At 70.5% G+C, this 12,518-nt stretch carries 12 protein-coding genes and 1 pseudogene; 6 read left to right on the plus strand and 7 right to left on the minus strand.

Translation table 11 applies throughout. The annotated features are described in order from the left end of the window. Window positions 1-88: 88 nt before the first annotated feature. The 6 genes and pseudogenes from ddaH to AB0I23_RS11720 form a co-directional block, all read right to left on the minus strand. On the minus strand, window positions 89-865 hold the full coding sequence (gene ddaH, locus AB0I23_RS11695) for a dimethylargininase (RefSeq protein ID WP_359109053.1): 777 nt from the start codon (window positions 863-865) through the stop codon (window positions 89-91). A gap of 119 nt (window positions 866-984) precedes the next feature. Next, a pseudogene (locus tag AB0I23_RS11700) lies at window positions 985-1,269 on the minus strand (hypothetical protein); the annotation flags it as partial. 212 nt (window positions 1,270-1,481) lie between these two features. After that, a complete protein-coding gene (locus tag AB0I23_RS11705; protein WP_359109054.1) occupies window positions 1,482-3,113 on the minus strand; it encodes an ABC-F family ATP-binding cassette domain-containing protein in 1,632 nt (543 codons plus the stop codon). A gap of 793 nt (window positions 3,114-3,906) precedes the next feature. Next, window positions 3,907-4,053, minus strand: coding sequence for a hypothetical protein (locus tag AB0I23_RS11710; protein WP_359109055.1), 147 nt, complete (start codon window positions 4,051-4,053; stop codon window positions 3,907-3,909). Then, entirely contained in the window at window positions 4,040-4,456 is a 417-nt protein-coding gene (locus AB0I23_RS11715; protein WP_359109056.1) for an SsgA family sporulation/cell division regulator, read from the minus strand. The genes AB0I23_RS11710 and AB0I23_RS11715 overlap by 14 nt, the downstream gene beginning before the upstream one ends. Window positions 4,457-4,982: 526 nt before the next feature. After that, complete coding sequence (locus tag AB0I23_RS11720) at window positions 4,983-5,279, minus strand: YciI family protein (RefSeq protein WP_359109057.1); 297 nt, start codon at window positions 5,277-5,279, stop codon at window positions 4,983-4,985. Between the two features lie 65 nt (window positions 5,280-5,344). Between AB0I23_RS11720 and AB0I23_RS11725 the strand changes: the two genes are divergently transcribed. After that, entirely contained in the window at window positions 5,345-6,022 is a 678-nt protein-coding gene (locus AB0I23_RS11725; protein ID WP_359109058.1) for an endonuclease V, read from the plus strand. Window positions 6,023-6,308: 286 nt separating this feature from the next. Further along, on the plus strand, window positions 6,309-6,452 hold the full coding sequence (mmpA, locus tag AB0I23_RS11730; RefSeq protein ID WP_359109059.1) for a morphogenic membrane protein MmpA: 144 nt from the start codon (window positions 6,309-6,311) through the stop codon (window positions 6,450-6,452). Window positions 6,453-6,498: 46 nt separating this feature from the next. Here mmpA and AB0I23_RS11735 read toward each other — a convergent pair whose 3' ends face one another. Then, window positions 6,499-7,689 carry a saccharopine dehydrogenase family protein gene (locus AB0I23_RS11735; RefSeq protein WP_359109060.1) on the minus strand — a complete coding sequence of 397 codons (1,191 nt, stop codon included), beginning with the start codon at window positions 7,687-7,689 and terminating at the stop codon, window positions 6,499-6,501. Between the two features lie 204 nt (window positions 7,690-7,893). Between AB0I23_RS11735 and AB0I23_RS11740 the strand changes: the two genes are divergently transcribed. Genes AB0I23_RS11740 through AB0I23_RS11755 form a run of 4 tightly spaced genes read left to right on the plus strand, consistent with a single transcriptional unit; the run spans window position 7,894 to window position 12,464 of the window. After that, window positions 7,894-9,036 carry a CaiB/BaiF CoA transferase family protein gene (locus AB0I23_RS11740; RefSeq protein ID WP_359109061.1) on the plus strand — a complete coding sequence of 381 codons (1,143 nt, stop codon included), beginning with the start codon at window positions 7,894-7,896 and terminating at the stop codon, window positions 9,034-9,036. After that, complete coding sequence (locus AB0I23_RS11745) at window positions 9,036-10,061, plus strand: LLM class F420-dependent oxidoreductase (protein ID WP_359109062.1); 1,026 nt, start codon at window positions 9,036-9,038, stop codon at window positions 10,059-10,061. Before AB0I23_RS11740 ends, AB0I23_RS11745 begins: the two co-directional genes overlap by 1 nt. 10 nt (window positions 10,062-10,071) lie before the next feature. Then, a complete protein-coding gene (locus AB0I23_RS11750) occupies window positions 10,072-11,214 on the plus strand; it encodes an acyl-CoA dehydrogenase family protein (RefSeq protein WP_359109063.1) in 1,143 nt (380 codons plus the stop codon). Window positions 11,215-11,249: 35 nt separating this feature from the next. Then, complete coding sequence (locus tag AB0I23_RS11755; RefSeq protein ID WP_359109064.1) at window positions 11,250-12,464, plus strand: acetyl-CoA C-acetyltransferase; 1,215 nt, start codon at window positions 11,250-11,252, stop codon at window positions 12,462-12,464. Window positions 12,465-12,518 lie beyond the last annotated feature (54 nt).

Raw genomic sequence — 12,518 nt, forward strand, 5'->3', positions numbered from 1 at the left:
CTACGGCTTCGTAGGTTACGAGACCGTAGGTTAAAGCGGGAGTAAGGCCATCGCCAACCCGGGCCGCACGAAGTACGATTACGTACCGTTATGTCTGCAGGTCACGCAGGCGTACGGACAGACAGGTCACGCAGCCTTCCAGCTTCTCGAACTCACTGATGTGCACCAATACAGGGTGATATCCGAGCCCCGCGAACAACTCCGCGGTCTTCGGTGCACTCGCGGCCATCAGCAGATTCCCGCCGCCGAGCAGCACCACGTGCGAGCCCGCCTCCTCCGGAACCGGCAGGAAACGGCCGAAGAGCGACGGCTCGTCGACCAGCGGCGGATACCCGACGACCGTGCCGTCCGGCAGTGCGGTCACAGCGGACTTCAGGTGCAGCACCCGGGTCAGCGGTACGGCTACGACACGGGCGCCCAGCGGCTCGAACGCGGATCTGAGTTGCCGCACCCCCTCCGCGTTCGTCCGGCCGCCGCGCCCGACATGGACCGTGTCGCCGATCTTCAGGACGTCGCCGCCGTCCAGCGTGCCCGGCTCCCTCACCCGGTTCACCGAGCAGCCGAGCCCGGCCAGCGCCTCCTCCACGGCCGCGGTCTCGCCACGGCGGGACTCCGCACCGGACCGGGCGATGAGCGCCACGTTCCGGAACATTACGACGGTGTCCTCGACGAACACGCTGTCCGGATATCCGTCCGCCGGCTTCGCCTCGACCGTCTCCCACCCGTACTCGCCGAGGACGGCGACGTACCGCTCCCACTGTTCGACGGCGAGGGGGACATCGACGGCGGTGCGCTCGGCATGGGTGACGAGACCCTCGGCGAGACGCGGGTCGGGGCGGCGGACCAGGGCTTTTCTACTGGGCACGGGTAGTTTCCTCCATAGGGTTCCGGGGCGGGGTGCGGGCCGGCCACCTCGGTCACGCATCGGATGAAGTCGCGCGACTCCTGGACCGGTGGAGCAAGGGTCCGCAGTCGCTCCAACAATCCCCGACAGCAGCGCAGTTGCATACTGGTATCGAGCGGCATCGAGCCGTGCGAGGAGTCGGGCTGCACCGTGTCGAGCCGAGGCGCCGCGGCGCCGATGTACGTGAAGGCCTGTCCCGCACCCGGGAAACCGCACGCCGTGAACGGGATGGCGCGGACAGTGATCCGTTCCCTTCCGACTGTTCCAGGATGTGGTCGAGCCGGGAAATCCGGCCACCTTCGGGCCACGCCGGACCCGGACATGCCGCTCCGGGCCCATGGGCCGTTCGATGCGCCGCGGATCATCCTCCACGACCGGGGCCCGACCCGCCGATCGGCCGAGAAGTGCGGGGAATGCCGCGAGCGCCACAGCGAGAGCAGGTGGCTGCTCGCCGCCGCGGCCGACTCGCAAGGCGGGGACCGGGGGCTCGCTCCCGCGCTGTCCGTCCGGCGGCTGCAAGAGCTGGGCCTTGTTTCCACCGATTGCCCACCACCTCCACCCTCCCGCGTCCTACGGCTCAGAGCTCCGTGACCACCGCCTCGGCCGTGGTATCACGCAGTTCGCCGTCCAGCAGCAGCCAACGCGTGATGCCGAGCGATTCCAGGAACGGCACATCGTGGCTCGCCACGATCAGCGCTCCCTCGTACGACTCCAGAGCGGCCGTCAGCCGGCGCACACTCGTCATGTCCAGATTGTTCGTCGGCTCGTCCAGCATCAGCAGCCGCGGTGCCGGTTCGGCCAGCAGCAACGCCGCCAGCGCCGCACGGAATCGTTCCCCGCCCGACAGCGTCCCCACGGGCCGGTCCGCCCGAGCCCCCTTGAACAGAAAGTGCGCCAGCCTCGCCCTGATCCGGTTGTCCGTGGCATTCGGTGCGAATCGCGCCACGTTCTCCACCACGCTCAGTCCGTCGTCGAGCACATCCAGACGCTGTGGCAGAAAGCCCAGCGGCAATTGCGGAGTCGCCTCGCCGGACACCGGTGCCAGCTCACCGGCAATGGTCCGCAACAGCGTCGTCTTGCCCGCGCCGTTGCGGCCCACCAGCGCGATCCGCTCGGGGCCTCGCAGCTCGAACCCGCCGCTCACCCGTGCCCCGTACGCGAGTTCCAGATCGCGCAGGACGAGCACGCCCTGGCCCGGATGCACCTTGGTGTGCGGCAGCTCGACCCTGATCTCGTCGTCGTCCCGCACCGCCTCGACGGCGTCGTCGAGGCGCTCCTTCGCCTCGGCCAGTCTCCCGGCGTGCATGAGGCGATGCTTGCCGGCCGACTCCTGGGCGGCTCGCTTGCGCTTGCCCATGACGATCTTCGGCTCACGCTTGGTGTCCGACATCTTCTGTCCGTAGCGCTTGCGTCGGGCCAACTTGACCTGGGCGTCGGCCAGTTCACGCTTCTGTCGCTGCACGTCGGCCTCCGCGACCCGCACCATGCGCGCGGCCGCCTCCTGCTCGACGGCGAGCGCCTCCTCGTACTCCGAGAGATTCCCGCCGTACCAGGTGAGCGATCCGTCCCGCAGATCCGCGATCTGGTCGACCCGTTCCAGGAGTTCACGGTCATGGCTGACGACGACCAGGACACCCGCCCATGCGTCGACCGCCTCGTACAGCCGCCTGCGCGCGTACAGATCCAGATTGTTCGTGGGCTCGTCGAGCAGCAGCACCCCGGGGCGGGCCAGCAGCAGCGCGGCCAGGCGCAGCAGCACGCACTCGCCGCCCGACATCTCGCCGATCGTGCGGTCGAGCCCGATGTGACCGAGGCCGAGCTGATCGAGCGTCGCGCGGGCGCGCTCCTCCACGTCCCAGTCGTCGCCGACGGCCGCGAACTGCTCCGCGCGGACGTCGCCCGCCTCGATGGCGTGCAGAGCGGCCCGGGTACCGGCGATGCCCAGGGCCGCATCGACCCGCAGCGCCGTGTCCAGCACCAGATTCTGCGGCAGATACCCGATCTCGCCCCGGGTCCGGATGTGACCCTCGGTGGGGGCGAGTTCACCCGCGATCAGCCGCAACAGGGTGGACTTTCCACAGCCGTTGAGGCCGATGAGACCGGTCCTGCCGGGGCCCACGGCCAGCTGGAAGTCGTCGAAGACCTCACTGCCGTCGGGCCAGGCGAAGGAGAGCGACGAACAGGCGATATGAGTCAGGGGGGTAGACATGCGGATCTCCCGGTTGCGAGGAAGGACAGGGGGCAACGGGCGAGACACCGGTCACGGGCGTTCCACGGACATGGCCAAGGAGGGGTCCCGGTTGCGGAGGACGGCTCGAAGAGCTGAGGTCACACTCGGGCGCGCAGACATGACAGACATGAACGGGCATGCACTGTCCGGACACGGCGCGCAACGCGGTGTCTCACGACCTCAGACGAGCAACGTCCTTCTCCGATCCGACGACAACAAGGACGTCACAAACGGTACGACGGGACCTCGCGGCCAGGCAAACGATTTACGTCGATCCCGGCCGCGCCGGTGTGTGCGGCGGGACGGGGGCCGGACGATGACAGATCGCTGGACGGGCAGAGCCCTGAGGACGCTCACGGTGCTCTGCGCCGGTGCGGTGCTGACCGGCTGTTTCGCTCCGCAGCCACCGAGGTTCGGGGACGGTGTGTCCGTCCCCTCCGAGCAGGGCGAAAGATCCGCACACCGGCTGCCGCTGGAACCGCAGCCTGCCGCAGAACACGGCCTGGGACCTGGTGCTGCCCGAGCGGGGCGGCGCCCTGGTCGTCGACCCCTGCTTCGGCCCGGGGCACAACCCCCCCGGCGGCTCGCCGAGGGAGCGTACGTGGCCGCGGCGACGGCAGGGGCTTCCCGGACCTGATCCGCGCCCCCGGCCGCCCCGACCGCCCGCTCGACGCCGCCCTTGACGACCGGAAGCCGGCCAAGGCGCTGGGGGCGGGGGCCCGGCGGGTGATGGGGGCCTCTTCCAGGTCGGGCGGAACCTGCTGCTCGTCGGCTACGGCGGCGCGGTGAGCTGGCGCGGGACGTCGGACTGCATGGCCTTCGCCGCGGTGAAGTCCGGCGCGGTGATGTACTGCGACGGCCGGAACCTGGTGGAGATCAGAGCGGTGAAGAAGGACTGACCGGGCTCAGCACGCTCCACCGAGCAGGTCCGTCAGACTCCGGTCGAGATCCAGGAAGCGGTGCTCCTGCCCCGACGGGACCAGCTCCTCGGCGCGCCTGAGGAAGCGACGCAGCTCCGCCGTGCGGACATGCACCATGGCGATGCCCTCCGCGGCATGGAACTCCAGGACCGTACGGTCGTAGCCGAACGGCCTGATCCGTACGTCCCCGACCCCGGCCGGTCCTTCCATTCCTGCCGCCAGCAGTTCGCGGGAGAACTCCCAGGACACCTCGGTGCCCTCCAGGGTCGCCGGGGCAGGAAAGGCCATGCGCACGGCGAACGGATCCCGGCGGTCGTACTGCAAGGTGGCGGGAAGGGTCTCCATCCGCGGCGCGGATGCGACCATGCGGGCCTGTACGGACTGCTCGATGACGCTGGACAAGACCTGCTCCCTCATACGGCCAGATGAACGGTTCCCGGCACCGACAGAGACGACGGAACCTCACGTTCCGTGCACTGGGGGATGGAGTGAGTTGCGTCACCGCACCGCAGCTCCCTGACGCACGTGCCCGCGTGGCGGCGGCGCACTCTGGACGGCGTACTGCCCGTGGGTTAGCTTCCTGCGCCATGAGGCCCAAGGGGAAGACGACACGACTGATGGCATGGGGACTGTGCGGGGCGGCGCTGACCGCGGGGGCGGCGGGGGAGAAGGGGCGGATCGCCCGGATGAACTAGGGTCTTTCGTCTGGATCAGGCCGGCGCCGGAACGAGGATCCGGCCTGCTGCGCGATCGGCCTCGTGGGTCCCCGGCGCAGGTTCGACAGGCGGAGCGGGCCGGCTCAGCCCGCTCCGCCGACCCGCGCCGGCCCGGCCCGGCCACCCGGCGAAGACCGGGCCCCGGCAGCACCGCTCCGGGATCCTCGTCCAGGACCCGGATTCCATGCCAGGATGGGGCGATTGCCGGACCGCTACGGCAACTGCTGCTGGTACGGGGCGAGTTCGTCCGACGTCTTCGTCGCGATGAACTCCGTGATCCGGTACGCGCACACGCCCTCGGCCACGAACGGGTCGGCCGCCGTGATCTTCTCGATCTGCGTGCGGTCGTCCCCGACGGCGAGGATCACCCCGCCGTCGCGCGGGTTCTTGCGCCCGGACGCGATGAAGACCCCCGCTGCGTACTGCGTGTCCAGCCAGGCGACATGCGCCTCCAGGAGCGCGTCGACGCGCTCGACGGGGGCGGTGTAGGTCAACTCGAGTACGAACATACGTCTCACCCTACCGAGGCCTTATCGAGGGAGGTTCGGACAGGACTTCTAAGCTGGATGGCACTATGACGACGCTCCGCACACCGGCCGACGCGGCCGAAGCCCGCGCCATGCAGGACACCCTCCGCGCCCGCGTGGTGCTGGACGAGCCGGGACCGCCGCCCGGCACCGGTCGGGTGACCGGTGTGGACGTCGCCTACGACGACGAGCGCGACCGTGTCGTGGCGGCGGCGGTCGTGCTCGACGCGGCCACCCTCGACGTCGTCGCCGAGGCCACCGCCACCGGCCGGGTGGCCTTCCCCTACATCCCGGGGCTGCTCGCCTTCCGGGAGATACCGACCGTCCTGGCCGCGCTGGAATCCCTCCCGGTCGACCCCGGCCTGGTCGTCTGCGACGGCTACGGCAGGGCGCACCCGCGCCGGTTCGGGCTCGCCAGCCACCTCGGCGTCCTCACCGGGCTGCCGGTCATCGGTGTCGCCAAGAACCCGTTCACCTTCACGTACGAACAGCCGGGCCCCCGGCGCGGCGACTTCTCCCCGCTCGTCGACGGGGACGAGGAGGTGGGCCGGGCGCTGCGCACCCAGGACGGCACCAAGCCGGTGTACGTGTCCGTCGGTCACCGGACCGGTCTGGACAACGCCTGCGCGCACACCCTCCTGTTGGCCAGGGACTTCCGCCAACCGGAGACGACCCGCAGGGCCGACGCACTCTGCAGGCGGGTTCTCCGGGAGGCGACCGCCTGAGAGCCTGTCGGGTGACCTCTGATCGGGCGGCCACGCCCTGGCACGCACGCTTCCGGCGTTGCCGAAATGCCCTGGTAGCTCCTTCCCCAAGCTCTCAGCTTCGTTCGAGCAGGGGAGACCCCATCCGAGGCCATCCCGGCGCCTTGGAATCGCACGCACCATGCCGCGTCCGCTCTCCGATCGAAGGTCACCCGACAGGCTCTGAGGGCCCGACGGCGCCCGCGCCCGAGTATCTGAGTATGCGTACGGATACCGTTTGCCGATCATGAACGGCACGCTGGTACGTATGACCGATCATCGAACGCCCACGCATGCCGGAACCGTCTATGTCGCCCAGCGGCGCCTCGCCGTAGGGATGACCCTCGGCGCCCTCGCCGCAGTCGTCTGGACCGTCTCGATGATCTGCACGCTCGCGTCCTGGATGTTCTGACGCCGGGACGACCCGCCTGCCAACAGCCGTCCCGGCGTGAATCCGCTCAGCGTGTCGCCGCGACCCGGAAGCGCAGCCCGGCTCCGCGCAGCCGCTGAAGCAGCGCGTCGCCCATCGCGACGGCCGTGGTGACCTGCCCCGATGTCCGCGGGAGTTCGTCCAGGGCGAGGCAGAGCGCGGATTGGGCGAGCATCTTCGCCGTCTCGTCGTAGCCGGGGTCACCGCCGGAGACCTCCGTGTAGACCCGGCGTCCGCCGCCTTCCCCGACGAACCGCACCGTGAACCAGCTCCGCTTCCGGCGCTCCGCGTCCGGGCCCTCACCCGGCTCGTACCGGTCCATCAGCCGGCTCCGCGCTGCGGGCAGCTGCGCGGCGCCCACGAGGACGCCGATCGCGGCCGTGCCGCCCAGCGCCATCGGCAGCGTCTTCACCGAGGCGAAGTGGCGGTAGCGGAAGTCGGGGCCGTACCGCGCGAGCGCCCGCGCCGAGCGCTCGATGACCTGCGGGTCCAGCGTCGGCAGGGGCAGTGCCCAGGTGCCGGTCTCGGCACTGAAGTGCGGGGTGCCGAAGCGGGCGCGGGCACGGCGTCCGACCAGGCGCGGTTCGTGCAGCCGACGCTCCTGTGCGGCGCGCAGCATCTGCGGGCCGCGGCCCATCGCGGTGAGTGCGGAGGCGAACGTACCGCCGGAGAAGACGGCGTTGCCGCGGACGAACCCGTCGATCGTCAGCGGCACGTCCTGCGGCAGCTGCTGGACGGTGAAGTAGACCCCGAGGTCGTGCGGTACGGAGTCGAAGCCGCAGGCGTGCACGAGCCGCGCCCCGGTCTCGCGGGCCCGCGCATCGTGCTCCAGGAACATCCGGTCGACGAACTCCGCCTCACCGGTGAGGTCCGTGTAGTCCGTCCCTGCCTCCGCGCAGGCGGCGACGAGTTGTTCGCCGTACCAGACGTAGGGGCCCACGGTGGTGGCCACCACGTGGGCCGATTCGGCGAGGGCGCGCAGTGAACCGGGGGCTTCGGCGTCGGCGTGCAGCAGCGGAAGGTCCGCGCAGCGGGGATCGATGGCGGCCAGGCGCTCGCGCAGGTTCTGGAGCTTGGCCGGGCTGCGGCCGGCCAGCGCCCAGCGGCATCCGTCGGGTGCGTGGGCGGCGAGATATTCGGCGGTGAGGACACCCACGAAGCCGGTGGCGCCGAAGAGGACTATGTCATAGGGGCGTTCTGCCCCGTTCTGCCTGTTCACGAGTGCCTCCGCAGGGGCCGGCGCCGATGTAGCAGGCAGAGGTTAGCGGAGGGGTTCGTGGCGGTGTGCAGGCGGGCGGCCCTCGTGGGGGAGGATCCTTGAGGAAGAACTAAGCGCTTGCTCGGCCAAAAGGGTTGTGCGGAGCGTGGAGCGTTCTTAGCATCGTCGCTGTTACATCAGTTGTGTCACACCGCTGGGGGTTCGATGGCAACGACAGAGCACGGCCCGCTGGCGGGTGTGCGCGTGGTCGAGCTGGCGGGCATCGGACCCGGCCCGTTCGCCGCGATGCTGCTGGCGGACCTCGGCGCCGACGTCGTCAGGGTCGACCGGCCCGGTGGCGCGGGGCTCGGCATCGACCCCGCGCACGACCTCACCAACCGGAACAAACGCTCGGTGCTCGTCGACCTCAAGGCCGAGGGCGGCCCGGACCGCGTCCTGGACCTGGTCGAACGCGCCGACATCCTGATCGAGGGCTACCGGCCGGGCGTCGCCGAGCGCCTCGGCGTCGGCCCCGACGCCTGCCTGGCCCGCAACCCGCAGCTCGTGTACGGGCGGATGACCGGCTGGGGCCAGGACGGGCCGCTCGCCGAACGGGCGGGGCACGACATCGCGTACATCGCCCTCACCGGCACCCTTTCCATGATCGGCAAACCCGGCGAGCCGCCCACCGTCCCCGCCAATCTGGTCGGCGACTACGCGGGCGGCTCGCTCTACCTCGTCGTCGGCGTCCTCGCCGCCCTCCAGCACGCTCGCACGCCCGGCGGCACGGGCCAGGTCGTGGACGCGGCGATCGTCGACGGCGCCGCCCATCTCGCCACGATGATCCACGGGATGCTGGCGGCCGGCGGCTGGCAGGACCGGCGCGGCTCCAACCTCCTGGACGGCGGCTGTCCGTTCTACGGGTCGTACGAGACCGCCGACGGCCAGTACATGGCCGTCGGCCCGCTGGAGCAGCAGTTCTACGACGAGTTCGTCGAACTGCTCGGGATCGGGGACGGGGCCCCGGACCGCAAGGACGTCAGCCGCTGGGAGGAGCTGCGCACCGTCGTCGCCGACCGGTTCAGGACCCGGACGCGCGCGGAGTGGACCGAGGTCTTCGAAGCCACGGACGCCTGTGTGGCCCCGGTCCTGTCGCTCCGCGAGGCCCGGCACCACCCGCACCTCGCGGCCCGCTCCACCTTCGTCGAACACGGCGGCCTGACCCAGCCCGCCCCCGCACCCCGCTTCTCCGCCACCCCCGTCTCCGTACGCAGCGGACCCGCGCAGCCCGGCGCGGACACCGAGGCCGTCGCCCGGGACTGGGACGTACCGAGCATCCACCGGCCCCGGAAGGACACCACCGACTGATGGAACTCTCCCTGCCTCTGAACTACGCGGGCGACCCGCGCGAGGCCTGCGACCAGGTCGCCGCGCTGGAGTCCGCCGGACTCGACGCCGTCTGGGTCGCGGAGGCGTACGGCTTCGACTCACCCACCCTCATGGGGTACCTGGCCGCCCGTACCGAACGCATGAAGATCGGCGCGGCGATCCTCAACGTCTACTCCCGCACCCCCGCACTGATCGCCCAGACCGGTGCCGGACTCGACGCGATCTCCGGCGGCCGGGCACTGCTCGGGCTCGGCGCGTCGGGCCCGCAGGTCGTCGAGGGCTGGCACGGAAAGGTGTACGACAAGCCGCTCGGCCGGACACGCGAGACCGTCGAACTGTGCCGCCGGATCTGGCGCCGCGAGGTCATCGACCACCACGGCATCACCGACATGCCGCTGCCCAGGGAGAAGGGCGGCCGGCTCGGCAAGCCGCTGAAGATCCTCACCCGCCCGGTGCGCGAGGAGATCCCGCTCTACATCGCCTCGCTCGGCCCCGCCAACGTCCGGCTGACCGCCGAGATCGCCGACGGCTGGCTCCCCACACTCTTCCTCCCCGAGAAGGCCCAGCAGGTATGGGGCGCGGCCCTCGCCGAAGGCGCCGCTCGACGTGACCCGGCGCGCGGACCGCTGCAGACCGTCGCGGGCGGGCTCCTCGCCATCGGCGACGACGCGGCCGCACTCAGGGACCTCGCCCGCCCGCAGATCGCGCTGTACGTCGGCGGCATGGGCGCCAAGGGCAAGAACTTCTACAACGACCTCGCCGTCGCGTACGGGTACGAGAAGGAAGCCGCGCTCATCCAGGAGCTCTATCTCTCCGGGAAGAAGAAGGAGGCCGAGGCCGCCGTCCCGGACGAATTCTGCGAGCTGATGTCGCTGTGCGGGCCCGAGGGATACGTACGCGACCGCATCGAGGCGTTCCGCGAGGCCGGCGTCACCATGCTCAACGTCATCCCGGTCGGCCCCGATCCGGCCCGGCTGATCTCCACCGTCAAGAACTGGCTCTAGGGGGCCCGCAGTGCAGCGGCAGATCTTCACCGAGGAGCACGACGCGTTCCGTGAGACCGTCCGGACCTTCCTGACCAAGGAAGTCCTCCCGCACTACGAGCAGTGGGAGAAGGACGGCATCGTCTCGCGCGAGGCCTGGCTCGCGGCCGGACGGCAGGGGCTGCTCGGCCTCGCCGTGCCCGAGGAGTACGGGGGCGGCGGCACCACCGACTTCCGCTACAGCGCCGTCCTCGCCGAGGAGTTCACCCGGGCCGGCGCCCCCGGGCTCGCGCTCGGCCTGCACAACGACATCATCGGCCCCTACCTCACCGGCCTCGCCACCGAGGAACAGAAGCGGCGCTGGCTGCCCGGCTTCTGCAGTGGCGAGATCGTCACCGCCATCGCGATGACCGAACCCGGCGCCGGTTCCGACCTCCAGGGCATCCGCACCACCGCCGAGGACAAGGGCGACCACTGGCTGCTGGGCGGCTCCAAGACGTTCATCTCCAACGGCATCCTCGCCGACCTGGTCGTCGTCGTCGCGAAGACCACCCCGGAGGGCGGCGCGAAGGGGCTCTCGCTGATCGTCGTCGAACGCGGTGCGGAGGGCTTCGAGCGGGGCCGCAACCTCGACAAGATCGGCCAGAAGTCCCAGGACACGGCCGAGCTGTTCTTCGACGACGTCCGCGTCCCCAAGGGGAACCTGCTCGGTGAGCGCGACGGCGCGTTCATCCACCTGATGACCAATCTGGCGCAGGAACGGATGGGCATAGCGGTCGCCGGTATCGCCGCCGCCGAGTACCTCCTGGAGATCACCACCCAGTACGTGAAGGAGCGCGAGGCCTTCGGGCGGCCGCTCTCCAAGCTCCAGCACATCCGGTTCGAGATCGCCGAGATGGCCACCGAGTGCGCCGTCACCCGGACCTTCATCGACCGGTGCATCGTCGACCACTCGAACGGCGAACTCGATGCCGTGCACGCCTCGATGGCCAAGTGGTGGGCCACCGAACTGCAGAAGCGCGTCGCCGACCGCTGCCTCCAGCTCCACGGCGGCTACGGCTACATGACGGAATACCGGGTCGCCAAGGCGTTCACCGACGGCCGCATCCAGACCATCTACGGCGGCACGACCGAGATCATGAAGGAGATCATCGGCCGCTCGCTGCTCGCCTGACCCCGACGACCGACCACCCTCGAAAGGCTGCTGTCTTGAGTACCGAAGCATTTGTCTACGACGCGATCCGCACCCCGCGCGGCCGCGGCAAGGCCAACGGAGCCCTGCACGGCACCAAGCCGATCGACCTCGTCGTCGGCCTCATCCACGACATGCGCAACCGCTTCCCGGGCCTGGACCCGGCCGCCATCGACGACATCGTCCTCGGCGTGGTCAGCCCCCTCGGCGACCAGGGCTCCGACATCGCGCGGATCGCCGCCATCGCGGCCGGGCTCCCGGACTCGGTGGCAGGCGTCCAGGAGAACCGGTTCTGTGCCTCCGGTCTGGAAGCTGTCAACCTGGCTGCCGCGAAGGTCCGTTCGGGCTGGGAGGACCTGATCCTCGCAGGTGGTGTCGAGTCGATGTCCCGGGTGCCGATGGGATCCGACGGCGGCGCGTGGGCCATGGACCCGATGACCAACTACGAGACCGGCTTCGCCCCGCAGGGCGTCGGCGCCGACCTCATCGCCACCATCGAGGGCTTCTCACGCCGCGACGTCGACGAGTTCGCCGCACTCTCCCAGGAGCGGGCCGCCGAGGCCTGGAAGGACGGCCGCTTCGCGCGCTCCGTCGTCCCGGTCAAGGACCGCAACGGCCTCGTCGTCCTCGACCACGACGAGCACATGCGCCCCGGCACCACCGCCGACTCGCTGGCCTCGCTCAAGCCGTCGTTCGCCACCATCGGCGAGCTGGGCGGCTTCGACGCCGTGGCGCTGCAGAAGTACCACTGGGTCGAGAAGATCGACCACGTCCACCACGCGGGCAACTCCTCCGGCATCGTGGACGGCGCCGCACTCGTCGCGATCGGCAACAAGGAGACCGGTGAGCGGTACGGACTCACGCCGCGCGCCCGGATCGTCTCCGCCGCGGTCTCCGGCTCCGAGCCGACCATCATGCTGACCGGCCCCGCGCCCGCCACCCGCAAGGCCCTGGCCAAGGCCGGACTCACCATCGACGACATCGACCTCGTCGAGATCAACGAGGCGTTCGCCGGTGTCGTGCTGCGCTTCGCCCGGGACATGGGGCTCTCCCTCGACAAGATCAACGTCAACGGCGGCGCCATCGCGCTCGGCCACCCGCTCGGCGCCACCGGCGCGATGATCCTCGGCACGCTCATCGACGAACTGGAGCGCCGGGACAAGCGGTACGGCCTCGCCACCCTCTGCGTCGGCGGCGGCATGGGCATCGCCACCGTCATCGAGCGTCTCTGACCGTCCCGGGCCACCCGGGAGGGGCCGGCGGCGGGTGGCGTGGCGTCGCGGAGC

This window comes from Streptomyces atratus (assembly GCF_040655115.1).
GTDB lineage: Bacteria > Actinomycetota > Actinomycetes > Streptomycetales > Streptomycetaceae > Streptomyces > Streptomyces atratus_D.